At 47.9% G+C, this 25,942-nt stretch carries 19 protein-coding genes and 3 pseudogenes; 7 read left to right on the top strand and 15 right to left on the bottom strand.

From position 1 onward, the window contains the following. Window positions 1-86: 86 nt before the first annotated feature. The 5 genes and pseudogenes from A9180_RS06965 to hrpA all read right to left on the bottom strand — a co-directional run bounded on the left by A9180_RS06965 (window position 87) and on the right by hrpA (window position 5,388). Window positions 87-464: a hypothetical protein gene (locus tag A9180_RS06965; RefSeq protein WP_064527402.1), complete on the bottom strand. Its 378-nt coding sequence runs from the start codon at window positions 462-464 to the stop codon at window positions 87-89. A gap of 166 nt (window positions 465-630) precedes the next feature. Next, a complete protein-coding gene (locus A9180_RS06960) occupies window positions 631-891 on the bottom strand; it encodes a hypothetical protein (RefSeq protein WP_074399469.1) in 261 nt (86 codons plus the stop codon). A 124-nt stretch (window positions 892-1,015) separates the two neighbouring features. After that, window positions 1,016-1,084: pseudogene (locus A9180_RS24720) on the bottom strand (hypothetical protein); the annotation flags it as partial. A gap of 9 nt (window positions 1,085-1,093) precedes the next feature. Then, window positions 1,094-1,231, bottom strand: a pseudogene (locus A9180_RS25000) (hypothetical protein); the annotation flags it as partial. A 257-nt stretch (window positions 1,232-1,488) separates the two neighbouring features. After that, window positions 1,489-5,388: an ATP-dependent RNA helicase HrpA gene (gene hrpA, locus A9180_RS06950; protein ID WP_064527398.1), complete on the bottom strand. Its 3,900-nt coding sequence runs from the start codon at window positions 5,386-5,388 to the stop codon at window positions 1,489-1,491. A 200-nt stretch (window positions 5,389-5,588) separates the two neighbouring features. Here hrpA and azoR point away from each other — a divergent pair, with 200 nt between their 5' ends. Next, on the top strand, window positions 5,589-6,194 hold the full coding sequence (gene azoR, locus A9180_RS06945) for an FMN-dependent NADH-azoreductase (RefSeq protein WP_064527396.1): 606 nt from the start codon (window positions 5,589-5,591) through the stop codon (window positions 6,192-6,194). Between the two features lie 192 nt (window positions 6,195-6,386). Here the strand turns inward: azoR and A9180_RS06940 are convergent, their stop codons facing one another. The 9 genes and pseudogenes from A9180_RS06940 to A9180_RS06905 form a co-directional block, all read right to left on the bottom strand. Beyond that, window positions 6,387-8,144, bottom strand: coding sequence for a bifunctional alpha/beta hydrolase/class I SAM-dependent methyltransferase (locus tag A9180_RS06940; RefSeq protein WP_064527395.1), 1,758 nt, complete (start codon window positions 8,142-8,144; stop codon window positions 6,387-6,389). A gap of 15 nt (window positions 8,145-8,159) precedes the next feature. Continuing rightward, window positions 8,160-9,056, bottom strand: a complete 897-nt coding sequence (locus A9180_RS06935) for a phosphatidate cytidylyltransferase (RefSeq protein WP_064527389.1) — start codon at window positions 9,054-9,056, stop codon at window positions 8,160-8,162. Further along, window positions 9,056-9,661, bottom strand: a complete 606-nt coding sequence (locus A9180_RS06930) for a CDP-alcohol phosphatidyltransferase family protein (protein ID WP_064527387.1) — start codon at window positions 9,659-9,661, stop codon at window positions 9,056-9,058. The genes A9180_RS06935 and A9180_RS06930 overlap by 1 nt, the downstream gene beginning before the upstream one ends. Before the next feature lie 170 nt (window positions 9,662-9,831). Beyond that, the gene (locus tag A9180_RS06925) at window positions 9,832-12,138 is read right to left on the bottom strand and encodes a DUF2773 domain-containing bactofilin (RefSeq protein ID WP_064527379.1); all 2,307 of its coding nucleotides are present in this window, start codon (window positions 12,136-12,138) and stop codon (window positions 9,832-9,834) included. A gap of 55 nt (window positions 12,139-12,193) precedes the next feature. After that, a complete protein-coding gene (locus A9180_RS06920) occupies window positions 12,194-13,060 on the bottom strand; it encodes an aldo/keto reductase family oxidoreductase (protein WP_064527377.1) in 867 nt (288 codons plus the stop codon). 178 nt (window positions 13,061-13,238) lie between these two features. Continuing rightward, window positions 13,239-13,343, bottom strand: a pseudogene (locus A9180_RS24995) (hypothetical protein); the annotation flags it as partial. 404 nt (window positions 13,344-13,747) lie between these two features. Next, complete coding sequence (locus A9180_RS06915; protein ID WP_064527375.1) at window positions 13,748-14,071, bottom strand: YdbL family protein; 324 nt, start codon at window positions 14,069-14,071, stop codon at window positions 13,748-13,750. Window positions 14,072-14,078: 7 nt separating this feature from the next. Next, entirely contained in the window at window positions 14,079-14,264 is a 186-nt protein-coding gene (locus tag A9180_RS06910) for a YnbE family lipoprotein (protein WP_064527373.1), read from the bottom strand. Further along, window positions 14,261-16,900: a YdbH family protein gene (locus A9180_RS06905; RefSeq protein WP_064527372.1), complete on the bottom strand. Its 2,640-nt coding sequence runs from the start codon at window positions 16,898-16,900 to the stop codon at window positions 14,261-14,263. The genes A9180_RS06910 and A9180_RS06905 overlap by 4 nt, the downstream gene beginning before the upstream one ends. 207 nt (window positions 16,901-17,107) lie before the next feature. Between A9180_RS06905 and ldhA the strand changes: the two genes are divergently transcribed. Beyond that, the gene (gene ldhA, locus A9180_RS06900; protein ID WP_064527367.1) at window positions 17,108-18,097 is read left to right on the top strand and encodes a D-lactate dehydrogenase; all 990 of its coding nucleotides are present in this window, start codon (window positions 17,108-17,110) and stop codon (window positions 18,095-18,097) included. 157 nt (window positions 18,098-18,254) lie between these two features. After that, the gene (gene hslJ, locus A9180_RS06895) at window positions 18,255-18,677 is read left to right on the top strand and encodes a heat shock protein HslJ (RefSeq protein WP_064527365.1); all 423 of its coding nucleotides are present in this window, start codon (window positions 18,255-18,257) and stop codon (window positions 18,675-18,677) included. On the opposite strand, the gene A9180_RS06890 is transcribed toward hslJ, so the two are convergent. Further along, on the bottom strand, window positions 18,674-18,940 hold the full coding sequence (locus A9180_RS06890) for a DUF333 domain-containing protein (RefSeq protein ID WP_064527363.1): 267 nt from the start codon (window positions 18,938-18,940) through the stop codon (window positions 18,674-18,676). The two genes, hslJ and A9180_RS06890, sit on opposite strands and share 4 nt — an antisense overlap. Before the next feature lie 271 nt (window positions 18,941-19,211). Between A9180_RS06890 and nifJ the strand changes: the two genes are divergently transcribed. The 4 genes from nifJ (at window position 19,212) to ttcA (ending at window position 25,905) form a co-directional block, all read left to right on the top strand. Further along, window positions 19,212-22,736 carry a pyruvate:ferredoxin (flavodoxin) oxidoreductase gene (gene nifJ / locus A9180_RS06885; protein WP_064527361.1) on the top strand — a complete coding sequence of 1,175 codons (3,525 nt, stop codon included), beginning with the start codon at window positions 19,212-19,214 and terminating at the stop codon, window positions 22,734-22,736. A gap of 365 nt (window positions 22,737-23,101) precedes the next feature. Continuing rightward, window positions 23,102-24,220 (top strand): porin OmpC, encoded by a 1,119-nt coding sequence (ompC, locus tag A9180_RS06880; protein WP_064527359.1) that lies wholly within the window; start codon window positions 23,102-23,104, stop codon window positions 24,218-24,220. Between the two features lie 139 nt (window positions 24,221-24,359). Beyond that, window positions 24,360-24,794, top strand: coding sequence for a universal stress protein UspF (gene uspF, locus A9180_RS06875; protein ID WP_064527357.1), 435 nt, complete (start codon window positions 24,360-24,362; stop codon window positions 24,792-24,794). A 175-nt stretch (window positions 24,795-24,969) separates the two neighbouring features. After that, complete coding sequence (gene ttcA, locus A9180_RS06870) at window positions 24,970-25,905, top strand: tRNA 2-thiocytidine(32) synthetase TtcA (protein ID WP_064527356.1); 936 nt, start codon at window positions 24,970-24,972, stop codon at window positions 25,903-25,905. The last annotated feature ends 37 nt before the right edge of the window (window positions 25,906-25,942 follow it).

Genomic DNA, 25,942 nt, shown 5'->3' with positions numbered 1-25,942 from the left:
GCGTGAGATAATAATGAGAAGCGGAGCACTCTGAAAGGAAGAACTCGAATTTTTTCAACCGCCCCTTTACCAGGTTGCTATTAAGTTTACTCATACTGTATATGCGGAGAAAGCGTAGATAAAACATCAACGACATCATTAGATGCTGCAATCACATAATGCTCGATCATTTTATTTTCATGGATCCCACAACTTTGCTCAATAAACCATGCCAGGTAAGATGAATTGACTACCCGATAGATCCCCGTTTGATTAATACCGTGTACTCCCAACATATCTAAAAGGTCACCTTCATCAGTGACGCGAAATGAATGTATCCAGTCAAAGGATATTTTGATATCTGACTTGATCGCCGGGCATATCAGCGTGATTTCAAGCCTGGCATTCTTATAGCTTAATCCAGACAGGTCAGCGTTTTTAAACGATAACGAAGTTGGTGTGATATTTATATAATATTCATTCATATCGACAGCCCTCAATATATTATGCTGCACTCGATAGCAGACACATTAACTTGCTGCAAAAATGGTGCGAGTGTGTTTAAGTACCATGAGTAATCAATAATACGTTTCAGCTCATTGATATAAATACGCTTGATTTTCTGTGACAGTGATAAACACTCATGGTTAATTATTTAAGATAGATGCAGTAGAGATGCCCATCAAATTTACTCACCACTTCCTGAGCATTAACAATTGCCCATCTGTATTCATTTTCCCAAAAAACAAGATTGGGCGTACGTTTTGTATATCTTTCTAAAATTTTCTGAATACTCTGTTTTTGGTTCTCATAAAATATTGTGTTCGCACTTGAAATTTGTCGACTCATTCGCCAACGGATTTTTTCTTCATAAAAAAGGAAATTCTCACCTTCATAAGGGGTAGTATTCATTGTCTATGATTCACAACTTCCTGAATGAGAATTTCAAAAAAAAGAATAAATTAATCATTATTTTATATTTACCCTTCTTATACAAAATCATTGCATCTTTAATATTCCCAGCACCAGGGTAAGATTACGAAAGCCCGCACCCCGCAAGGACTGACGCCAGGTAGTTTCTGTCCATGGCTGCTTTTCGCATCTTACTAATTTCACCGGTAGCAAGATTTTTATACGCAATAAAGTCAGCGCTCGCCGTCCGCAGGCGAGCGTCTTTAATTCGCCCGGCATCTCCGCCAGTATCGCTAAATAGCACCAGTATTTCTTCGTCATCATGTTGATACAGCCGCATAACTTGTTGATATTCTGTTGAATAAACGACCATCCTGGATCTCCTTTTCATTTAGAATTGCGCCCTGCTCCACGGCTTATCCCATCGGCACATGGCGTGCTACCGCCCCACCCTGATTGATGTATCTGCACGCAAAAAGGTTACACTTATCTCCGGGCTTACCCTATTGCACGGGGGCTTTTTCGGAATTCATAAAGAAAAAACCCGGCAGCTTTGAACTGACCGGGTTTAGATTTATCAACCAGATAGCAGCGTTATCAGCTAATTTGCTCCATCGCCTGCAAAATACGCTTATCTGATATCGGATACGGTGTACCGAGTTGTTGGGCGAAATAACTGACGCGCAGCTCTTCTATCATCCAACGGATCTCTTTTACGTCTTCATCCTCACGACGTGCTGGCGGCAGTTTGTTGATCCATTGCTGCCATGCCTGTTGAACGTTTTCAACTTTCAGCATCTGAGCGCGATCACGATGCGGATCAACCGCCAGTTTCTCCAGGCGTTTTTCAATCGCCTGCAAATAACGCAGCGTGTCGCCCAGACGTTTGAAGCCATTCCCGGTGACAAAGCCGCGATACACCAGCCCGCTCATCTGCGCTTTAATGTCCGAGAGTCCCAACGCCATCGTCATATCAACACGCCCTTTCAGCCGTTTGTTGATATTGAACACCCCCGTGAGGATTTGTTCGACCTGCTTCGCAATATCCACCACCGTGTCGTTCAGTTCTGCCCGCACTTTTTCATGCAACGCAGCAAAACCTTCTTCGGTCCAGACCGGACCACCGTTGGCGTCAATCAGTTTATCCACGCCACAGGAGATACAATCGTCGATCAGCTCCAGAACTTTACCATACGGGTTAAAGTACAGCCCCAGCTTGGCTTTGTTTGGCAACTTCTCATGCAAATACTTGATGGGCGATGGAATATTCAGCAGCAGTAAACGGCGAAGACCATTCCACATCGCTTGCTTCTGTTCGAGCGGGTTATCAAACAGTTTGATCGCCACGCTGTCGCGTTCATCCACCAGAGCAGGCCACGCCTTGACTTTGTAGTTGCCACGTTTCTGCTCGTAGCTTTCCGGCAGTTTACCAAAGCTCCAGATATGCAGGCCACTCTGCTCAATGCCGTCATCGGCCACTGCAGACAACGTTTCCTGTACTTTGCCTTTCAGCGCATCTTTCAGATCCTGTAATGAGCGCCCTTCTTTTAGCTTCTTGTTTTTGTCATCCACTACACGGAAGGTGATTTTCAGGTGATCGGGCACCTGATCCCAATGCCAGTCTTCGCGGTCAACGGTGACGCCAGTCATCCGCCTCAGTTCGCGCTCAAGGCTGTCGAGCAACGGCAGTTCCAGCGGCGTGACGCGGCCTAAAAACGCTTCGGCGTAGTTTGGCGCAGGTACAAAATTACGGCGTACCGGTTTCGGCAACGATTTTATCAGTGCAATAACCAGCTCACGGCGCAGGCCTGGGATCTGCCATTCAAACCCGCTCTCCTCAACCTGGTTAAGTAACGGCAGCGGAATATGCACGGTCACGCCGTCAGCATCCGCTCCCGGCTCAAACTGATAACTTAAACGCAGCTTGAGATTGCCCTGATGCCAGAAGTTCGGATAATCCAGCTTGCTGATCTTTTCTGCGCCCTCTTTAATCAACATGCTCTTTTCAAAGTTGAGCAAATCAGGCGTATCGCGGCTGACTTTTTTCCACCAGCTGTCGAAGTGACGTGCGGAGATCACATCGTGGCTGATGCGCTGGTCGTAAAACTCAAACAACGTTTCGTCATCAACCAGAATATCGCGACGACGCGTTTTGTGTTCCAGTTCTTCCACTTCCGCGCGCAGTTTAAGATTCTCACGGAAGAAAGCGTGACGCGTCTGCCAGTCTCCTTCCACCAGCGCATGCCGGATAAAGAGTTCGCGGCACAACGCCGGATCAATCTGGCTGTAGTTAACCTTACGCGCGGCAACAATCGGCAGGCCATAGACGGTGACTTTTTCCGTCGCCATGACTGCGCCCTGCGCCCGTTCCCAGTGCGGTTCACTGTAGGTACGTTTGAGCAGGTGCTGGGCGACGGGCTCCACCCATTCCGGATCGATGCGCGCGGCAATACGCCCCCACAGGCGGCTGGTTTCTACCAACTCCGCTACCATCACCCATTTCGGCGGTTTTTTGAATAAACCGGAACCAGGGAAGATGGAGAAACGCGCGTTACGTGCGCCGGTATATTCCTGTTTATCGGCATCTTTCATCCCGATATGCGAAAGCAATCCGGTCAGCAACGCGATATGAATTTCACGATACTCTGCCGGTTCGCTGTTAACCGGAATGCCGAGTTCTTTCACCACCTGACGCAACTGGGTATAGATGTCCTGCCATTCGCGTACACGCAGATAGTTGAGGTAATCGGTGCGACACAGTCGACGGAAGGCGTTCGAAGAGAGCGCTTTTTGTTGTTCGCCGAGATAATTCCACAGATTCACAAACGCGAGGAAATCGGACTCCTTATCATGGAAGCGACGATGTTTTTCATCCGATGCCTGCTGCTTGTCCATTGGCCGCTCGCGCGGGTCCTGAATAGAGAGCGCGGAAGTGATAATCATCGCCTCACGCACGCAACCGTGTTTCTGCGCTTCCAGCACCATACGAGCCAGACGTGGGTCAACGGGTAGTTGTGATAACTGGCGACCAAGCGGCGTTAGTTTATAGGCGCTGGCCTGTTCATCCGTGGTGATGGCTCCCAGCTCTTCGAGCAGACGAACACCATCCTGAATATTGCGTTTATCCGGCGCTTCAACAAACGGGAACGCGGCAATATCGCCCAGCCCCAGCGCGGTCATCTGCAAAATAACCGATGCCAGGTTAGTACGCAGAATTTCCGGGTCGGTAAACTCCGGGCGCGAGAGGAAATCGTCTTCCGAATAGAGACGAATACAGATCCCTTCGGACACACGTCCGCAGCGACCTTTACGCTGATTAGCTGAAGCCTGCGAAATCGGCTCAATCGGCAAACGCTGCACTTTAGTACGATAGCTGTAGCGGCTGATACGCGCCGTGCCGGGATCGATAACGTATTTAATACCCGGCACGGTCAGCGAGGTTTCCGCGACGTTGGTCGCCAGCACAATTCGCCGTCCACTGTGCGACTGGAACACGCGGTTCTGTTCGCTGTTAGACAGTCGCGCATAAAGCGGCAGAATTTCCGTATGGCGTAAGTTCAGCTTGTTCAGCGCATCGGCGGTATCGCGAATTTCCCGTTCGCCACTCATAAAGATCAGAATGTCACCCGGGCTTTCCTGGCTTAATTCGTCCACGGCATCGAAAATCGCCTGCAACTGGTCACGTTCGGTGTCATCCGCTTCTTCAACAATCGGACGATAACGAACTTCTACCGGATAAGTCCGACCGGAGACTTCGATGATCGGCGCATTATTAAAATGGCGTGAAAAACGTTCCGGATCGATGGTCGCCGAGGTGATGATCACTTTCAGGTCCGGGCGACGCGGCAGCAGCTCTTTCAGGTAGCCGAGCAGAAAATCAATGTTCAGGCTACGTTCATGCGCTTCGTCGATGATGATGGTGTCGTATTGCATCAACAGGCGATCTTGCTGGATTTCTGCCAGCAGAATCCCGTCAGTCATCAGCTTGACCATCGTGTTATCGCTAACGTGATCGCTAAAACGGACTTTATAGCCGATACAGCCGCCCGGCTCCGTTTTCAGCTCTTCGGCAATACGATTCGCCACCGTTCGTGCTGCCAGTCGACGCGGCTGGGTATGGCCAATCAGCCCTTTAATCCCGCGTCCCAGCTCCATGCAGATTTTCGGTAGCTGTGTGGTTTTACCGGAACCCGTTTCCCCGGCAACGATAACGACCTGGTGGTCACGAATTGCTTCGAGAATGTCCTGTTTTTTCTGGCTAACCGGTAAATTGTCCGGATAAGTAATGTCCGGACGTGCCGCTTCACGCAGCAGAACTTTCCCTGCCGCCTGGTCAATTTCTTTCGCCATCTCCTGGAAAATAGCCTGTTGTGCATCAGGATTTTTAACCTTCTTCACGCCGTGCAGACGGCGAGAAAAGCGCAGTCTGTCACGCAGCATTAGCGTATCAAGTCGCTGCTGCAAGGCATTGAAAGTCAATTTTTGTTGTTCTGTCATAACGTTAGAGGGCAGCGTAGTGCCTGATTAAAGTTCTTTTAAATGATAGATATAGAGTACCACATCGCGGCTTTTTATGTGTTGTTCAATAAATTCGAACATAGGCTTCGATATATTGCGCTATCTCTGTGGCAGGATTGTGAATAAAGTGTCAACAAGCAACGGGGCATCGCCCATTCAAACATCTATAAGGAAACACCATGAGCAAGGTATTAGTTCTTAAATCCAGCATCCTGGCAGGGTACTCTCAGTCAAATCAGTTGTCCGATTATTTTGTTGAACAGTGGCGTGAAAAACATTCCGCTGATGAAATCACCGTTCGTGACCTGGCGGCAAATCCGATCCCGGTCCTGGATGGTGAACTGGTTGGCGCTCTGCGTCCGAGCGATGCGCCATTAACCCCGCGTCAGCAGGAAGCCCTGGCACTTTCTGATGAACTGATTGCCGAGCTGAAAGCTCATGATGTCATCGTTATTGCAGCACCGATGTACAACTTCAACATCTCAACTCAGCTGAAAAACTATTTTGACCTGGTTGCGCGCGCAGGCGTTACTTTCCGTTACACCGAGAACGGCCCTGAAGGTCTGGTCACGGGTAAAAAAGCCATTGTTATTACCAGCCGTGGCGGGATCCATAAAGATGGACCAACGGATCTGGTGACGCCATATCTGTCCACGTTCCTGGGCTTTATCGGCATTACTGATGTGAAATTTGTCTTCGCTGAAGGGATCGCGTACGGTCCGGAAATGGCAGCAAAAGCGCAGGCAGATGCAAAAGCGACAATTGATAGCATAGTTGCTGCATAATCGGACTGACAGATAGTAATGTGGGCTGCTCTGCTAAATCGTGCAGTCCACACTTACCCGCTTAGACGCAAACTACCTGACTGCCGATATCATGGCGGTTATGGTCGCCTACGCGGTTAACTATGAATGAAGAAGAAAAACGGGGCCAGCAACAATACTCAGCCGGCTCCTTGTCGCAATACGCTCCGGCCTTCAGCTGTCACGACGCACCGCCATCGAAACCGTAAAGATCCCCCACTCATCGATCCGTTGTGTACATTTATCAAATCCGGCATCACGCACTAGCGAATCCATCTCCCCTTGCGAACGCACGCGCATGACCCACGGCTTGCCATCTTTATGACTGGTTAACACTCCGGCTATCATTTCCAGTTGTGGATGCCAGGGCTGCCCGGTATAGATGAGAATACCGCCCGGTTCGATGGCATTCGTCAGACCAGCGAGTGAGTTTTTCACCTGCGCATTTTCGGGAAAAAGCTCATAGAGGCCAGATACAATCGCCAATGTAGGCCGCGGAGTTAACGCGCTGAGTTCTGTCGGGTTAAACGCATCGCCTTGTTCAAAACGCGCGCGCCCAGACATCCCCCGTAGGGCAATCATCTCTTGCCCTTGTGCAACATTTAACTCACTGTAATCACGCAACAAAATATCGCTTACAGCAGACTCGTTCTCCAGCGCATCCAGTACATAGCGTCCATGCCCTGCTGCAATATCAATCACGCGGACAGGTAAACCTTTGGCGTTGAGATCGGCAACGGCCTGTTTAATCAGCATTTGTAAATGGGTTTTGCGCTGGCGAATACCACGCCAGCCGATACTGTTCAGGTATATTTTGTCGATTAAGCGCCCAAATGCGTTACTGCCTTGCGGTTTATTTTGATAGACATAATCCAGCGTGCTGCCAGAATCAAAACCAGTGTTCATTCCAAGATGCAGGCCCGCAGATTGCGCCCCGAACAATTTCATCGCCTTACGCATAAAGCGATACGCCATATCAACTGGCGATAATGGTACCTGACCACCTGAAAGCAGCCGCCATCTATCCGCCGATGGCCCTAAGCGATCTTCATGCTGATAATCAAATCTTTGCGACTTGTTAGCATATAATCGACTAATAAAGCTTTGCATTTTTTCAAATGCCTGCGCCCTGTTCTCTTCACCCAACGTGTCGTGATAAAAACCCGGTAGCAGATGCAGCTCTTTCATAGGGCTACGTAATCGCTGATAAAAATCAATTTGCGGTTGGCGATGCACAACATAGTCGTCGCCCGATATCAGAAGTTGCGTGGGAAGCGTAATCGCCATCGCATCGCTAACAATACGTTCAGACGTTTTATAGAGATCGAGCAAAATATTGACGGCAATCGCCCGTGTAATCAGCGGGTCATTATTGAAACTCGCCACCCGTTCCCGATCGTGGGTCAAATAGCGCCCTTTCACATAGGAATTAATAAAAAACAGGCCACGCAGACGATGCAATAGCGCCAGTCCCGGGCGCGCAAATGGTACATACAATTTTACTTTAAAGGCCGGAGAAGCCAGCACCAACCCGCGAATGCCTGGTGCATAATCATGCGCCCATGTAGCAGCCAACACTGCGCCGACGCTTTGCGCGATAACGACAACATCTTCCAGTCCGGCCTGGCTATCGCTGGCAGCAAAACGGACAAATTCATCGACATCCTGCACTGACCGTGTAAGTGATGGGCTATAACCACGCGGCCCCGAAGTTTTTCCATGCCCTCGGGCATCCCATGCATAAAAAGCAGTATCTGGCATCGCCAGTTCATCAACAATATGTTGCAATCGACCAGAATGTTCATGCCCGCGATGAAATAAGACGATGACTTTTTTCACCCCTGACTGTATGGCGGGCCAGTGGCGATAAAACAATACGGTATTATCACTGGTGGTAAAAAAATGTTCCCCAGGGATGCGTGAATTTTCCATTTTCTCTATTTTCCTTCAGTAACAGCAGTAGCGAATAAAATAAAAAAATACCGGGGCGGTGAAAATTAATGAGTCAATCCTGTCAAGGAGTCCGCCATGTCCTGGTAATAGTGTGCCACTGTCTTTAACCCCGATATCACGCTTGATAGCTGACATCACCACATCGCCGCAAAAGCCACTAAGACCAATTAACAAACCCGCCAATAATGCCTGCGGTGCATTTAACGGTGTCAGTAATGGTCCAGTGATCAGCGCTATCATCATGGTGGTGATTACGCCTCCTGCCAGGCCCTCCAGCGTTTTCCCCGGACTAACGTTGGGTACCACTTTTCTCCTGCCGTAGGATTTCCCCCATAAATACTGCGCAATATCATTTGACTCGGTTAATGCCAGCAGAAATAACACCAGCAACGCGCCCCCCTGAATATTTATGGACGGCAACATCAATAACCAGGCTGCATGACTCAGCGCAAAAATCGTCATTATCCAACCCATGAAGATGTGACTGACGAAATTCAGAAAATCTGCTGTTTCACCGGAGAATGCCCGCCATGTAGCCAATATAAGAAAGCTTGACAGTGGTATAAATAGTAGAAATAACTCAAATCGATTAAAGCCTATAAGCAAATAGTTAAGGGGGATGATTAGATATAACCAACTCGGGTATTGCGCGGAGATAAGCGTAAAATATTCTTTCAACGCCCAGAAACTCAGTAGTGCAAAAAAAGTCAACGTAATCCAACGCGGGCCTGATATTGCCAGTGAAAAACAAATGACGATGCCCCACCAACTACGAATACGTAATGTGACTTCATCCCCTTTTCTCTCTGGTAAACGCCAATCCAGATAACAGTTTATCAAAGTTGCTAAAATTAACAGTAAAAATATTATTACCAGCGATTTTTCGAGCATTATTTTTTTGCTCCAGGGGGAAACACGCTTCTACAACGATTAATTGCAGTCCAGAAAATAAGAATTACCGCAACACCCCATAAAATATTATTCCATTGCATCCACTGTGGATGAATAGCAATAACAATACCCCAAAGACCAAAAAACAATGCGCGATCACTTTTACCTAATGGCCCGGCATAACTGCGGATACCACTAATTGTCTGTGCCAGTAAACCGCAGAACTCAGTCAAAACAGCCCCAAATAACATCAACATCACGAGTGGCGTGTTACTGTAAGGTAAAAATAAAAATGGGGAATAGAGAGCCATATCAGAAATAACATCGCCAATTTCATTTAATATCGCGCCAAGATGTGTTACCTGGTTATACTCTCGCGCCAACATGCCATCCAGCGCATTGAACGCCATACGAACAAAAAGCACGATGGGTAATAGCAGAAACACGATGGGTTGCGGTACTAAAATCAATAGCAAACCGGTAATAAGAGAAAGCGCCAAAGCAGCAAGAGTGATGTGATTTGCTGTGAAATGGTGCTTGTGAAGCCAAAACATCGTTGGTCTTAACAGCGACTGAAAAAGCGGTTTAATCTGATAGAGTGTCATTATCAATCCTTGATAATTCAGTTTGCGATATGTTGTATCAACTCACCTAATGGAGAGTGTTGCAATATCAAGATAATTTTGAAAAATATGAAAGCACAAGAATTATAATTTTTATATCACATATAATTACCCTCATATTTATATCATGGTACAAAATGCTACTTTACAAGTCAATGAATCATATCCAACGTCTTCATTGCCTGTTCCCGGATAGTTCGTGTTTTACCCTGAAGCGCCAGTTGACGAATTAACTGCGGATCGGGATTTGCCAATTCTAATACCAGTAACGGTTCGCGTTTTAGTCTTGCCGACAACACATTAGCGGGAAAATGGGGATTATTCATCGCCACAATCCGCCACTCTGAATCAGTTTCTGCCGCCAGTGCCGCAGGTGGTGTGTGTCGATTGTTAAGTGCGCCTAATTTGAAAAATGTTAGATTATTTTTTGCCAGCGAACTCCACCAAATGCGGTCCGGTTCTTTTGCCAACTTATCCAGTTGCGCTAACGCATCAGAGTCAAGTGCATAATAAACACGTAACGCTTCGTTAACTTGCGCACGGGTACTGTTTTCCTGCCTGAGAAAAAACTTCGCCCAAATATCATTGCGTGGCATATTTTGCTGCAATTTATTCAATACTACGGCGGGCAAATTATCCCAACTAAATAAGGCACTCTCTAAATAGGCCCAGTCTTCCAAACGTATCAGGGTAGCGGCATTCAATAGCATCTGGTTATCAACTTCACCGTTGCTAATCAGTTCAGACAAAATCATATCGGCACTGGTTTCATATGCGGCTGAATCTGCTTCAGGATGATGTTTTCGATGCGATAAAGCGCGTTGCCAAATTTTTTGTTTCATCGCCGTACTCAGATACTTATTTTTCGCCAGATTACTCCACCCTTCTGGATCGTTGAAACGTGTCAAGAACCATTGTAAAGCAGCGTCTGAATGAATTACCTGCATGTCCCGACAGCAAAAGGAGGCAGGAAATTTTCCCGCCATCTTTTTAATAAACTTAAACTGTAAGTTATCTGGCAATGCTAAAAATAACGCATTTATTAAATTATCGTCAGTTTCGAATTTTTGGTATAAATATGCTGCAATTTTGTCACTCTCTTCTGGCGTCATCCGCAACAATTGACCATGGTGTTTCATATCTGCAAGCTTAAACGCTAAACTTTTGACAACATCGTTTGATGAATCGTTCGCTAACCGCATTGCCTGATTGTAAGTGAGTTGTCCTTCAGCGCCGACCTGACGAATAGCAGGTTCATCACTGCGGATATAGCCATCTATTATTGATTCGGGCAATAACCACGCATCTTTATAAAGCCCCTGAATGATCATGTCCCAGTCTCTTTTCGCCAGATTCATGACGATATCCAGAGGGAGATCTTCACGTAGAGCAAGATTCAGCGGGCCGACGCCATCAGGTAGAAGACTCATTCGCGTCATTATTTCGACAGAGAGAGGTTCACGGTCGAGCAATCCCATAACAACTGGTTGGTAACCCAATTGCTGATCGGTTAGCTCCAGAATCTCATTATCAGGCATATATCTCGCCATACTCTCGATCGTTTGTTCATCATTGCTATTAATAAGTTGTTTGCGTAAGTTTGCTGAAATTCCTTTAAGTGTTGGCAGTGTTCGCATTACGGCAAGATCAAATGTCGCAATGTCTCGGCCTTCAAATGCAGCTACTTTGCCTTCATCCAGCATTTGTAACTCCTGAGCTAATTCTGGAGAAAGATTAGGGCGAAACAGCGCCCCCTTTTCCATCTGATTACAGACATTTCCTGCCATGCGAATATTACTTCGCTTAAACAACCCTTGCAGAGCATTCTCATCATTTATTACACCCCAGAAATATGCATCAGGATTTATTAGTACCAGCGCTTTTTTAATATTTTCAGTGTCATTTTTATCACTGGCGCGCACCGTGAATTCACTATTTGTCGAAGATACAACAACAGGTGCAATTATGTCATTGATAAATATCCCGCGCGCATTGATATTCCCCTTAATCGTAGACGGATTATCGTAATATGAGTCGATGAATACCAGTCCGCTTGCGTTTATCGAACCGGTAATTAGCAGTGGCGAATCTGTTACTATATTCGTTGCTGTCACGTTGCCGAGAATAACCCATGGGTTAGAAAGTGAGTAAGTGGAAATGTCACCCTTGACAGTCAAATTACCAAGAACAATCAACTTTTCATTACTTTCTATATTCCCTTCCACCACTAAATCACCACGATGCACTTTCCAGTCCGGTGCAGATAAACCGACGGGGACAAGATTAACGCTACCGTTGATAGCTTGTTCAACTTGCTGTTTATCTTCAGCTGTAGCCACAGAAAAAAATGGTTCAATATCAACTTCATTTGCAACACATCGAAGTTCCGCCTCTGCTGGAAGACTCAGCATAAACAGGGGAAGTAAACGTATCCAGCCGCAAATCCTGGCCTTAAACATATGCACTCCATGCCATTAAAAAGGGAAACAAAATGCTTCCCTGATGTGAAATTAGTTATTCTCGTGAAATGCTCTCTAACGTTGCCAGCACATCCGCAGAAAGATGCAATTTTTCAGCAGCCATATTCTCCCGTAGATGCTCAACAGATGACGTTCCAGGAATCAGCAAAATATTCGGTGAACGCTGTAACAGCCACGCCAGCGCCACCTGCATCGGCGTCGCGCCAAGGCTTGCAGCAACATCGGAAAGCGTGGAGGATTGCAACGGCGTAAAACCACCAAGCGGGAAGAACGGTACATAGGCGATACCGTCACGCGCCAGCGCATTGATCAACGCATCGTCGGCGCGGTGCGCGATGTTGTATTCGTTCTGCACGCAGACAATTTCCGCAATTTTACGCGCTTCAGCGACCTGCGTCGGCGTGACGTTGCTCAGGCCGATATGCTTCACCAGCCCCTGCTGTTGCAATTCGGCCAGTACGGTAAAGTGGGCTTCAATCGCCCCTTCTGCCGGGCCGTGACCGTCGCCGAGCATCACGCGCAGGTTAACCACATCCAGCACGTCCAGGCCGAGGTTACGCAGGTTATCGTGTACTGCTTGCTTGAGCTCCTCAGGGGAGAATGCCGGAATCCATGAAGCATCGTTCCCGCGACGCGCGCCAATTTTAGTGACAATTGTCAGATCGTCAGGATAAGGATGTAACGCTTCGCGGATAATCTGATTGGTGACATGCGGACCATAAAAATCGCTGGTATCGATATGATTGACGCCCAATGCCAGCGCTTCACGTAAAACCGTAATAGCAACATGGCGATCTTTTGGCGGCCCGAAAACACCGGGACCAGCCAACTGCATCGCGCCATACCCCAGTCGTATTACCGATTTTGAACCAAGAGTAAACGTACCACTGTTGTTGCTCATAACACCCTGTCCTGTTTAAGGCAGATTAAGAACCCACAGTATAGAAATGAACGCACTGGGAGGGCATGTGTAATAAATGCGAATGTGTAAAAAAACATGCAGGATGCGCTTTGCTTATCCGGCAAACTGATTTTCTACCCCCTGTAGATTAACGGTATTTCCTGTTCCCGTAACGTTGTTTCCGCGTTTCGTCTGTTGACTCAGTTGCAGTGGTATCCGCAGCCCATGTCTGGCTACTTAACGCCATCGCAACACATGCAGACAACAATTTTTCCCTATGCATATATAACTCCTTAAAAATAGTTCTCGTGTAACAAACTTCGCAAAACTTGAAGGCAGAAAGCACTAAATGCTTACAGCGAAATATTCAATAAACAAAAGTTATTTTATTTACATAGCGAACATTAAGGTGAAGCATATTTAAAATAACACCATGGCATTCGTTAAAATATATTGCACACAGAAAACAGTTCAAACAAACATTCAGGAAGAAGAGAGAAAATACATTAATGACGCCATTTGCGTAGCGAATGAATTATTTAATTACACCCATCGTAATAGTGAATTTCAATTAACCGCCGAGATAATAAAAGAGCATATAAGTAACATCGATAACAATAACTCACGCACTAATAATGACCGGCATTATAGAAACACTAATATAAATGTTTTGTTTCTAAAGGTAATTTATTTTCGCAACCATTTACCATTAATCCCCTGTACATATTCACCCGGCTTCGCGCGAGCGACAAGTTTTTGCCCTGCCAGTTTTGCTATCTCATCCGTGGATACCTTATTTTGCTTTGCCAGTTGCTGGTAGCTACGATTACGAGCTTCATTAATATCTCTTACTAATGCCTGTGTTTCGGCATCCGTTTCCAGCGCAACCACGTAACCGTTAAGCGTTTCACCGACCCGCCCCTGACTTCTGGCTTCGTTCAGGGTTAATGCCATCGCACTGCTGCTCATCAGGCCAATAATCCACACCATTATGAGTAATGTTCTTTTCATCGTTACCTCAAAAAAGATCGCTACGGGTTTTGAGCAAATCTTCAACGTCTTTGTCCGCCTTGATGACGATCTCATGCTCAATTTTAACGTTCATATTGATGGTAATCGGCTCTTTCGGCGCAGCCACTTCAATGCGCGGCGTACAGCCAACTAACATAAAAGAGGACGCCAACGTGGCTATCACTATTTTCATTGTTTTTCCTCACACTCTTTTCCTGATGGGCAGCCTGTTTCCGGCAGCCGGGCATTCTGCTCCAGCCATGCCTGGAGATTATCGCCAAAGCGTAAACTACGCCATAACATAAAAATATTCTCTTCATGACTGTAATTCAGATTCACCGTGCCTGTTTTGCCATCAACACGACTATTACCGCTGATCGTTGCCTGCATGGTTAACACACCAAGATTATCTAAATTAATTTTTGTCGATGAACGACTAATTTCCATATAACGCAACCAGTTAATGGCAGTTCCAGCGGTCATATTGTCTTTTGCTACTGCATCCGCCGTATCTTTATCCAGACGTAAGGTCATGGGACCTGAGTTTGCCAGCCAACCATCTTTTACAATCCATTTTTCATTATTCAGCCATAATGGTAATGCCCCACTAAATGCCCCTGACATCGCGAATTGTTTCGGGTTGACGGCGCTAACCAGTTCACTGGATGAGAGATTATTCAGGCGCAATAGTGCCGGATCGTGCTGCGGCATACGTAATTGTTTCATCAGCACGTTACCGCCTAAAACATCAACACTCACATTGGTCAGTAGCAAGGGTTCGTCTTCGGTCCACGGATAACGCCCCTGAAGATCGGCAGTAATATTTTTTGCCGTCACAAGGTTAACCACTTCAGCAATGCGTAATGATACAGGTCGCCGTGTTCCCAGATACCACGCACCGTCGCCAAAACGGAACGGTAGTACAAAATCGACGCCGTTGACCTGGTTATCAGGCATCCAGGCGCTGCCACCTTTTAATACGCCATGACCACCCGCACGGAAGCCTTGATCAGGCGCCGCGGAAAAGGCTACCTGAGCATACAACTCGCCATCGCGTAGTTTCATCTTCCAGTCAGGTGGCACTAGCGGCTGAAATACAGTGAGCGATTGTTTTGGCCACCAAGCGTTGCCACGCAGACGAATACCGTCCCAGCGCCCATTTACCCGTACCGGACCAATCTCGCCAGCATGTAAATCACCTTTGAAGAGGAAATACGTTGGTTCGCGCCCTTCAACACTAAATTTTAAGGTTGATGGCGGTAACACGCTGCCCCCCGTGAACAGCGTTTGCCCTGCATCCAGCGAAAGCGCACCACTAAAAGACGGATTCTGTGGGTCGCGTACCCAGACAACAGGTTTCTCAAGAATTAAGCGCGGCGTTTTCACCGTCATCGTGCCATATTGCAACTGATCGAAACCGGTCGAGAGATCGGTAAGCGTAATCGTGCTGTCATGCCACTCGCCTTTTCCTGCGACATCCCAGGTAGCATTCATCGGGGTAAAACTGCCTTTTCCCCAGTAACGCCACTGCCAGCGTCCTGCATCCGGGAGAAAATCTTTTGCCTGCCCATCCATGTGTAGTACAAAGTCGCCCAATTCATTTTCATGAGCCTGCAAAATGGCCTGCAAGCGACCGTCCACACCGCGCTGCGTCACTTTTACGCCAGCTAAAGGCCAGCGGATTTCGTCAATGTCCAGCGAATCGATGACTCTCCCTTTAGAGCGTAACAATGCGCCCGGTTCAAAGGCCAGCGTTGGGTCAGCCAGACTTCCGCTTAACTGTGCCGGTAAGCGGGCATATAAAATGAGATCTGCCTGTTTCGCCTCGCCTGTCAGTTGAAGTGGCATTTGGCTGTTATCCATGCTTAATTTTCCTGGACCAAAATTAAGCACCGCGTTGCCTTTTCCCGCTTGCCCCTGGGTCAACACACTCAGACGACCACTGACCAACGCGTCCTCAAGCCCTGCCTGCCAGTTGTCGACTTTGATACCCAGTCGCCCACTCAGGGGAAAACCTACATATGGCCAGCTCCAGCGACCATCACTTACCGTCAATTGCTGACGGGTAATTTCCCACGGTAAATCGAGCAACGGATCACCGTTATCTCGTGCCATCACAATCAATTGCCCACTATTTTCCTGCCATTCCAGCTCGGCATCCACCAGTGACGGTTCCTGCGGCAAATTCAACGTCGCGGTCGCATGACCACTTACCGGAAGCCCATCCGGCACTAGCGGCAGGGTAAATTCCCCCACCAGTTTTATCGGCGGCTGATTTTCAAACGCGGCGACATCCAGTTCACTGACGGTAAGTTGTTGCCCTTTAAGCTGGCCTTGAAATTTGACTTTTTCGCCCTGATAACGCAGTTGCTGGATATCAGCGGTCAATGCGAGAGAGAGTTTTCCCTGCCATTCCTGCCAGGGAGAAAAAATCAGTTTATCAATATTGATCCAGGTGTTAGGCAACATAGCTTGCCACTGCGCGAGGGTTTTCGGCGCTGCGGGAGAGGGTTCTTCCTGTGGCAGTTTCGCCAGGCAAGCAGAGTCAAGTTCTACAGAACCGACATTCAATAACCAACGGCTGGGATGTGAAAGGCTGGCGTTGGTGATATGTGCAAGCTGGCAATCTCCTACCAGATAACGGAGATCGGGAATGATTAAGCCTTTACGTGTAATACGTGGACTTTCATCCAATGCGATACGTGTACCGAGCGGTAGCCAGATACCCGCCAGCGTGGGAACCCACAACCCGAGCGTCATCAGTAGCGTCAACGGCACAAGAATAATCAGTAATAGCAGCGCGAGAACGGCTTTATATTTACCCAACATGGGTAGTTAATATCCTGATTTAGCGAAAAATTAAGCAGTCAAGACAGGTATTGTGGCATGTTTAACCGTTCAGTTGAAGGTTGCGCCTACACTAAGCATAGATGTTCCTGGAATTTTTAATATCGCCATAACTTTCAATTAAATTTGAAATTTTGTAAAATATTTTTAGTAGCTTAAATGTGATTCAACATCACTGGAGAAAGTCTTATGAAACTCGCCGTATATAGCACAAAACAGTACGACAAAAAGTACCTGCAACAGGTGAACGAGTCCTTTGGCTTTGAGCTGGAATTTTTTGACTTTCTGCTGACGGAAAAAACGGCAAAAACCGCCAACGGTTGCGAAGCAGTATGTATTTTCGTAAACGACGACGGCAGCCGTCCGGTGCTGGAAGAGCTGAAAAAGCACGGCGTTAAATATATCGCCCTGCGCTGTGCCGGTTTTAATAACGTTGATCTCGACGCAGCAAAAGAACTGGGGTTCAAAGTGGTGCGTGTCCCGGCTTACGATCCGGAGGCTGTCGCTGAACATGCGATTGGTATGATGATGACGCTGAACCGTCGTATTCACCGTGCATATCAGCGTACCCGTGACGCTAACTTCTCTCTGGAGGGGCTTACTGGTTTTACTATGTACGGTAAAACAGCGGGGGTTATTGGTACCGGTAAAATCGGTGTGGCGATGCTGCGCATTCTGAAAGGTTTTGGTATGCGTCTGCTGGCGTTCGATCCGTACCCAAGTGCAGCAGCGCTGGAACTCGGCGTGGAATATGTCGATCTGCCGACTTTGTTCTCTGAATCAGACGTTATCTCCCTGCACTGTCCGCTGACGCCGGAGAACTACCACCTGCTGAATGAGGCAGCGTTCGATCAGATGAAAAATGGCGTAATGATCATCAACACCAGCCGTGGTGCGCTGATTGACTCACAAGCGGCGATTGAAGCGCTGAAAAACCAGAAAATTGGATCGCTGGGAATGGACGTGTATGAGAATGAACGCGATCTTTTCTTTGAAGATAAATCCAACGATGTGATTCAGGATGATGTTTTCCGTCGTCTGTCAGCCTGCCATAACGTACTGTTTACCGGACACCAGGCGTTCCTGACGGCAGAAGCCCTGACCAGTATTTCCCAGACTACACTGCAAAACTTGAGCAATCTGGAAAAAGGCGAACCCTGCCCGAACGAACTGGTTTAATCTTACCGCTCCCCTGTCTTACAGGGGAGCTTATTCAGATAATCCCCAAAGATATTTGATCTTCTATTCTTAAAATATGTTTTAAGGACGGATAAGACGCAATCAGCGTTGCCTCCGGCAAGCAGCACCAAATTTATACCTTAAGTAGAGAACTAAAATGAAGAAAGTTGCCGCGCTAGTCGCACTAAGCCTGCTGATGGCGGGATGTGTAAGTAATGACAAAATTGCTGTAACGCCAGAACAGCTACAGCATCACCGTTTCGTACTGGAAAGTGTGAATGGTCAACCTGTTGCCAGCGAGAAAAACCCGCCAGAAATCAGCTTTGGCGAAAAGATGATGATTTCTGGCAACATGTGCAACCGCTTTAGCGGCGAAGGTAAACTTTCGGACGGAGAACTGAAAGTTAAAGGAATGGCAATGACCCGTATGATGTGTGCCAACCCACAGCTTAACAAACTCGATAACACCATCAGCGAAATGCTGAAAGAAGGTGCGCAAGTGGATCTGACCGCGAATCAGTTAACGCTGGCGACCGCGAAACAGACATTAACGTATAAGCTGGCGGATTTAGTGAATTAATAACTGCCACAACTTCCGGCGGCAAGCGACTGTTCGCTACAGCGTTTGCCGTTGGGTAATGCACACATCCCGATCGCTGTACCATCCAGTTGACGGGCAACGGAAAGCGAACCGCCAATCATTGCACAATTTGCCTCTCCGCTACTCGACATCGACGCTTTTAAACCAGGGGCCACATGCGCCGCGGTCGCCTGCTGAACAGGTTCACTACTACACGCTGACAACAATAAAACGGCAGCCCCAACGCACAACATTACTCGCATCTTTACTTCCTCAAATCTTTAAGTCCAACGAAACCGCCGTAATAATAGGCAGCATAAGCGGCTACGTCGAGAACTGTATTGCGAATTGCAACGTATTTTTACTATTTTGTGGCTTTTTTTTCGCCCAGGGCTTGATCAAAACATTCATTACGCGATGTAGAGAACACAAAAGCGAAAATGCAGCAGAAAGCCATTTGCTAAAATTAAAAGATTACTACTGGGCGCGCAGTTTTTTCGTGCGCCCCTCATTTGCGCAATGTAAGGGTGTCGTATGATCACAATTGACGGAAATGGCGCGGTAGCTTCGGTGGCATTTCGCACCAGTGAAGTTATCGCCATTTACCCTATTACCCCGAGTTCCACGATGGCAGAACAGGCTGATGCCTGGGCCGGAAACGGCCTGAAGAACGTATGGGGAGATACACCTCGTGTAGTTGAAATGCAGTCAGAAGCTGGCGCTATCGCAACTGTGCATGGTGCTTTGCAAACAGGCGCTCTTTCGACATCATTTACATCGTCGCAGGGTTTACTGCTGATGATCCCGACGCTGTATAAACTGGCGGGTGAGTTGACGCCGTTTGTACTGCATGTGGCTGCGCGTACTGTGGCCACTCATGCGCTCTCTATTTTTGGCGATCATTCAGACGTGATGGCGGTGCGTCAGACTGGCTGCGCCATGCTGTGTGCAGCAAACGTGCAGGAAGCCCAGGACTTTGCTCTCATTTCGCACATCGCCACGCTGAAAAGCCGCGTGCCATTTATTCATTTCTTTGATGGTTTCCGTACTTCCCACGAAATCAACAAAATTGTCCCACTGGCCGACGACACTATTCTTGAGCTGATGCCCCAGGCAGAAATTGATGCTCATCGCATTCGCGCACTTAATCCGGAACATCCGGTGATCCGCGGTACGTCGGCTAATCCGGACACTTACTTCCAGTCACGTGAGGCCACTAACCCGTGGTACAACGCGGTCTATGACCATGTTGAACAGGCGATGACTGATTTCGCTGCCGCTACAGGTCGCCAGTATCAGCCGTTTGAGTATTATGGTCATCCGCAGGCGGAACGGGTGATTATCCTGATGGGGTCGGCCATCGGCACCTGTGAAGAAGTCGTGGACGAATTGCTGACCCGAGGCGAAAAAGTGGGCGTGCTAAAAGTTCGACTTTACCGCCCTTTCTCCGCCAGACACTTACTGCAAGCATTGCCGAGCTCTGTACGTACTGTGGCGGTGCTGGATCGCACCAAAGAGCCTGGTGCGCAGGCAGAACCACTGTATCTGGATGTAATGACGGCGCTGGCTGAAGCCTTTAATAATGGCGAGCGCGAAACACTGCCGCGCGTCATTGGCGGGCGCTATGGCTTATCATCCAAAGAGTTTGGCCCGGACTGCGTGCTTGCAGTATTCGCCGAACTCAACGCAGCCAAACCGAAAGCACGCTTTACCGTCGGTATTTATGACGATGTAACCAATTTGTCGCTACCGTTGCCGGAAAATACTCTGCCGAACTCCGCAAAACTGGAAGCACTCTTTTACGGGCTGGGTAGCGACGGCAGCGTTTCCGCAACTAAAAACAATATCAAAATTATCGGTAACTCGACGCCGTGGTACGCACAGGGCTATTTTGTTTACGACTCTAAAAAAGCGGGGGGCCTGACGGTTTCCCATCTGCGCGTAAGCGAGCAGCCCATCCGTTCCGCGTATTTGATTTCGCAAGCTGATTTTGTTGGCTGCCACCAGTTGCAGTTTATCGACAAATATCAAATGGCCGAACGTTTAAAACCAGGCGGTATTTTCCTGCTCAACACACCGTACAGTGCCGATGAAGTCTGGTCGCGGCTGCCGCAAGAAGTCCAGGCTGTGTTGAACCAGAAAAAAGCGCGTTTCTATGTGATTAACGCGGCGAAAATTGCCCGCGAATGTGGGCTGGCAGCCCGCATTAACACCGTCATGCAGATGGCGTTCTTCCACCTGACGCAAATTCTGCCTGGCAACAGCGCCCTGGCCGAACTTCAGGGCGCCATTGCCAAAAGCTACAGCAGCAAAGGCCAGGATCTGGTGGAACGCAACTGGCAAGCTCTGGCGCTGGCGCTCGAATCCGTTGAGGAAGTACCACTGCAACCGGTAAATCCGCAAAGTGCCAACCGTCCGCCTGTGGTATCTGATGCCGCACCCGATTTTGTCAAAACGGTTACCGCTGCGATGCTCGCCGGACTTGGCGACACCCTCCCCGTTTCGGCGCTACCACCAGACGGCACCTGGCCGATGGGGACTACTCGCTGGGAAAAACGCAACATTGCTGAAGAGATCCCTATCTGGAAAGAGGAACTCTGTACCCAATGCAACCACTGCGTCGCGGCTTGCCCACACTCCGCCATTCGCGCGAAAGTCGTACCGCCCGAAGCGATGGAAAACGCTCCGGCCAGCCTGCATTCACTGGATGTGAAATCTCGTGATATGCGCGGGCAGAAATATGTGTTGCAGGTCGCACCGGAAGATTGCACCGGTTGTAATCTGTGCGTCGAAGTTTGCCCGGCGAAAGACCGTCAGGCTCCAGAGATCAAAGCCATCAATATGATGTCGCGTCTGGAACATGTAGAAGAAGAGAAAATCAACTACGACTTCTTCCTGAATTTACCAGAAATCGACCGCAGCAAACTGGAACGTATTGATATTCGTACTTCGCAGTTGATCACTCCGCTGTTTGAATATTCTGGCGCTTGCTCCGGCTGTGGTGAGACGCCGTATATTAAATTGCTCACTCAGCTCTATGGCGATCGGATGTTGATTGCCAACGCTACTGGTTGTTCTTCAATTTATGGCGGTAACCTGCCTTCCACGCCATATACCACCGATGCCAACGGTCGTGGACCTGCCTGGGCAAATTCTCTCTTTGAAGATAACGCCGAATTCGGCCTTGGTTTCCGCCTGACGGTCGATCAACACCGCGCACGCGTATTGCGTTTGCTGGATCAATTTGCCGATAAAATCCCGGCTGAGTTACTGGCGGCGTTGAAATCAGACGCCACGCCAGACGTTCGTCGTGAACAAGTCGCTGATTTACGCCAGCAACTCAACGATGTTGCCGAAGCACACGAACTGCTGCGTGACGCCGATGCGCTTGTTGAGAAATCAATCTGGCTGATTGGTGGTGACGGCTGGGCTTACGACATCGGCTTTGGCGGTCTGGATCATGTGCTGAGTCTGACGGAAAACGTCAACATCCTGGTGCTGGATACACAATGCTATTCCAATACCGGTGGTCAGGCGTCGAAAGCCACTCCGCTTGGCGCGGTAACTAAGTTTGGTGAGCATGGCAAACGCAAGGCACGCAAAGATCTTGGTGTTAGCATGATGATGTACGGTCATGTTTATGTCGCGCAGATTTCTCTTGGCGCTCAACTCAACCAGACGGTGAAAGCGATTCAGGAAGCTGAAGCGTATCCGGGGCCATCGCTTATTATTGCTTACAGCCCATGTGAAGAGCACGGTTATGATCTGGCATTAAGTCACGATCAGATGCGTCAACTCACCGCAACTGGCTTCTGGCCTCTGTATCGCTTTGATCCGCGTCGAGCCGATGAGGGTAAACTGCCGCTGGCGCTGGATTCCCGCCCGCCTTCAGAAGCTCTGGAAGAAACGCTTCTTCATGAGCAGCGTTTCCGCCGTCTGAACACGCAACAGCCAGAAGTGGCAGAACAGTTATGGAAAGATGCCGCCGCTGATTTGCAAAAACGTTATGACTTCCTGGCACAAATGGCCGGAAAGGCGGAAAAAAATAGCACCGAGTAAACTTTCTGGATAACGATTATCCAACTCAAAAAAAAGCCCGAACGAAAGTTCGGGCTTGTCTTTTTATTCATTGGAAGAACATTAGTAATGCAATGACCCAACCGAAAATAAAATCTGTGACAATAAAGGCATATAACCCGCGCAGAATAACCCATGCTTTATTAAATGTATAATTTTAATTTTGCATGAATCCTCAATAACACATTCATCAAACTTATCACTATTTCCGTAGAATTATTTGATTAAGGTTTTACTTAAGGCGTAACAAATGATATTTATCTGCTAACTGAACTTCTCCTTTAGGATGTTTTCATTCCCCAAGCAGGGGAAATTAATGCAAATAAAATAACTAAAGGATTTATTCAATGAAAAGCAAAGTACTGGCGCTCTTAATTCCTGCCCTGCTCGCCGCAGGTGCTGCACATGCAGCAGAAGTTTATAATAAAGACGGCAATAAATTAGACCTGTATGGCAAAGTCGATGGCCTGCATTATTTTTCTGATAATGCGAATAGCGATGGTGATCAAACTTATGTGCGTTTTGGTTTTAAAGGCGAAACCCAAATTACCGATCAACTGGTCGGTTATGGTCAGTGGGAATATAACGTTCAGGCTAATGGCTCTGAAAATGATAAAGGCGACTCCTGGACTCGTCTGGCATTTGCCGGTCTGAAATTTGGTGACTTCGGTTCATTTGACTATGGTCGTAATTATGGCGTGATGTACGACATCGAAGGCTGGACAGATATGCTGCCTGAATTCGGTGGCGACTCTTATACTAAAGCCGATAACTATATGACCGGTCGTGCAAACGGCGTCGCGACTTACCGTAACACCGATTTCTTTGGTTTGGTTGATGGCCTGAACTTTGCGTTACAGTATCAGGGAGCGAACGAAAACCAGGTTAGCCATGAGCAAGAAGGTACTGCAAACGGTGGCGATCGTAATATTAAGAATGCAAATGGCGACGGCTTCGGTATTTCCTCTACCTATGACTTAGGTATGGGGGTGAGCATTGGTGCTGCGTATACCAGTTCTGATCGTACCAACCAACAGGCGGAATTCTCTACAGCAAAAGGCGATAAGGCTGACGCATGGACGGCAGGGGCAAAATACGATGCTCACAATATCTACCTTGCAACCATGTACTCTGAAACCCGTAACATGACGCCTTACGGCAATTCAGCAAATACGATTGCCGACAAAACTCAGAGCTTTGAAGTTACAGCCCAGTATCAGTTTGATTTTGGCCTGCGTCCGGCTGTCTCTTTCCTGATGTCTAAAGGCAACGATTTGGTCGGGACTGATGGCGATAAAGATCTGGTTAAATACGCTGATGTTGGCGCAACATATTATTTCAACAAAAACATGTCCACCTATGTTGATTATAAAATCAACCTGCTTGATGAAGATGACGGCTTCTACGCTGCGAACGGTATCTCTACCGATGATATCGTTGCTTTAGGTCTGGTATACCAGTTTTAATCTTGCCTGCCCGCCGTTTGGCGGGCTTTTTCTTCATATTTTTCCGCCCTTGATCTAAATTAAAAATGTGAACTCCGTCATTACACAAAATGTGTCATCTGGCGTTACACTTTATGCGGATACTAAAACAGGAGGTTTTATGAACAGAACGATTCTTGTCCCTATCGATATTTCAGATTCAGAATTAACTCAACGCGTGATTAGCCACGTTGAGGCAGAGGCAAAGATTGATGACGCAGAGGTTCATTTCCTGACGGTAATACCTTCGCTGCCCTACTATGCCTCTCTGGGATTAGCGTATTCCGCAGAATTACCCGCAATGGATGACCTGAAAGCGGAAGCCAAATCGCAACTGGAAGAGATAATTAAAAAATTCAAACTGCCATCTGACAGGGTGCATGTTCATGTCGAAGAGGGTTCGCCAAAAGACCGTATTCTGGAAATGGCGAAAAAGATCCCTGCTCATATGATCATTATCGCCTCCCATCGACCGGACATCACCACCTACTTGCTGGGCTCTAACGCCGCCGCCGTAGTGCGTCACGCAGAGTGCTCAGTGCTGGTCGTACGCTAACACTAACGCCCGCAGATCGCTGCGGGCTTTTTGATTCATTTCGCAAATGTGCTGACATTTTCCCCTCTAATCCGTACCATACACGCCACAGTTTTTATATCAGATTTCTTATGCTGGACGTTCCGGCATGACGCATACTTTTCTGATGCCATATAACGAATTGAGTCGCTATTAAATGTCACAAAATCAAGAAATTAGTAAGAAAGAGCAATACAACCTGAACAAATTGCAAAAACGTCTGCGTCGTAACGTGGGCGAAGCCATTGCTGACTTCAATATGATTGAAGATGGCGACCGCATTATGGTTTGCCTCTCCGGGGGCAAAGACAGCTATACCATGCTGGAGATCCTGCGTAATTTGCAGCAAAGCGCGCCAATCAATTTCTCGCTGGTTGCCGTTAACCTTGACCAGAAACAGCCTGGCTTCCCGGAACACGTTCTGCCGGAGTATCTCGAAAAGCTGGGCGTTGAGTATAAGATTGTTGAAGAGAATACTTACGGGATCGTAAAAGAGAAAATCCCTGAAGGAAAAACCACCTGCTCACTGTGCTCTCGTCTGCGTCGCGGTATCCTTTATCGCACCGCAACAGAACTGGGTGCCACGAAAATCGCACTGGGCCACCACCGCGATGATATTCTGCAAACGCTGTTCTTAAATATGTTCTACGGTGGCAAGATGAAAGGGATGCCACCGAAACTGATGAGCGATGATGGCAAACATATCGTGATTCGTCCGCTGGCCTACTGCCGCGAAAAAGATATTCAGCGTTTTGCCGATGCGAAAGCCTTCCCGATTATTCCATGTAACCTGTGCGGCTCGCAGCCTAACCTGCAACGTCAGGTGATTGCCGATATGCTACGCGACTGGGATAAGCGTTATCCGGGACGTATCGAGACAATGTTCAGCGCAATGCAAAATGTAGTGCCGTCTCATCTGTGCGATACCAATCTGTTCGATTTCAAAGGCATTACCCACGGTTCAGAAGTGGTTAATGGTGGCGATCTGGCCTTCGACCGTGAAGAGATCCCACTGCAACCCGCAGGCTGGCAACCAGAAGAAGACGAAAATCAACTGGATGAACTGCGGCTGAATGTGGTTGAAGTGAAATAACCAGGATAGTGCCCGATACGCAAGCTTATCGGGCTAC

It is taken from the genome of Escherichia sp. B1147 (assembly GCF_001660175.1).
Lineage (GTDB): Bacteria > Pseudomonadota > Gammaproteobacteria > Enterobacterales > Enterobacteriaceae > Escherichia > Escherichia whittamii.
Note: the sequence above shows the minus strand (reverse complement) of the source record. Positions and strands in the feature narration are given on the sequence as shown.

Coding starts and splice junctions, on each gene's coding strand:
- A9180_RS06965 (WP_064527402.1), bottom strand. CDS start 464: ATGAATGAATATTATATAAATATCACACCAACTTCGTTATCGTTTAAA.
- A9180_RS06960 (WP_074399469.1), bottom strand. CDS start 891: ATGAATACTACCCCTTATGAAGGTGAGAATTTCCTTTTTTATGAAGAA.
- hrpA (WP_064527398.1), bottom strand. CDS start 5,388: ATGACAGAACAACAAAAATTGACTTTCAATGCCTTGCAGCAGCGACTT.
- azoR (WP_064527396.1), top strand. CDS start 5,589: ATGAGCAAGGTATTAGTTCTTAAATCCAGCATCCTGGCAGGGTACTCT.
- A9180_RS06940 (WP_064527395.1), bottom strand. CDS start 8,144: ATGGAAAATTCACGCATCCCTGGGGAACATTTTTTTACCACCAGTGAT.
- A9180_RS06935 (WP_064527389.1), bottom strand. CDS start 9,056: ATGCTCGAAAAATCGCTGGTAATAATATTTTTACTGTTAATTTTAGCA.
- A9180_RS06930 (WP_064527387.1), bottom strand. CDS start 9,661: ATGACACTCTATCAGATTAAACCGCTTTTTCAGTCGCTGTTAAGACCA.
- A9180_RS06925 (WP_064527379.1), bottom strand. CDS start 12,138: ATGTTTAAGGCCAGGATTTGCGGCTGGATACGTTTACTTCCCCTGTTT.
- A9180_RS06920 (WP_064527377.1), bottom strand. CDS start 13,060: ATGAGCAACAACAGTGGTACGTTTACTCTTGGTTCAAAATCGGTAATA.
- A9180_RS06915 (WP_064527375.1), bottom strand. CDS start 14,071: ATGAAAAGAACATTACTCATAATGGTGTGGATTATTGGCCTGATGAGC.
- A9180_RS06910 (WP_064527373.1), bottom strand. CDS start 14,264: ATGAAAATAGTGATAGCCACGTTGGCGTCCTCTTTTATGTTAGTTGGC.
- A9180_RS06905 (WP_064527372.1), bottom strand. CDS start 16,900: ATGTTGGGTAAATATAAAGCCGTTCTCGCGCTGCTATTACTGATTATT.
- ldhA (WP_064527367.1), top strand. CDS start 17,108: ATGAAACTCGCCGTATATAGCACAAAACAGTACGACAAAAAGTACCTG.
- hslJ (WP_064527365.1), top strand. CDS start 18,255: ATGAAGAAAGTTGCCGCGCTAGTCGCACTAAGCCTGCTGATGGCGGGA.
- A9180_RS06890 (WP_064527363.1), bottom strand. CDS start 18,940: ATGCGAGTAATGTTGTGCGTTGGGGCTGCCGTTTTATTGTTGTCAGCG.
- nifJ (WP_064527361.1), top strand. CDS start 19,212: ATGATCACAATTGACGGAAATGGCGCGGTAGCTTCGGTGGCATTTCGC.
- ompC (WP_064527359.1), top strand. CDS start 23,102: ATGAAAAGCAAAGTACTGGCGCTCTTAATTCCTGCCCTGCTCGCCGCA.
- uspF (WP_064527357.1), top strand. CDS start 24,360: ATGAACAGAACGATTCTTGTCCCTATCGATATTTCAGATTCAGAATTA.
- ttcA (WP_064527356.1), top strand. CDS start 24,970: ATGTCACAAAATCAAGAAATTAGTAAGAAAGAGCAATACAACCTGAAC.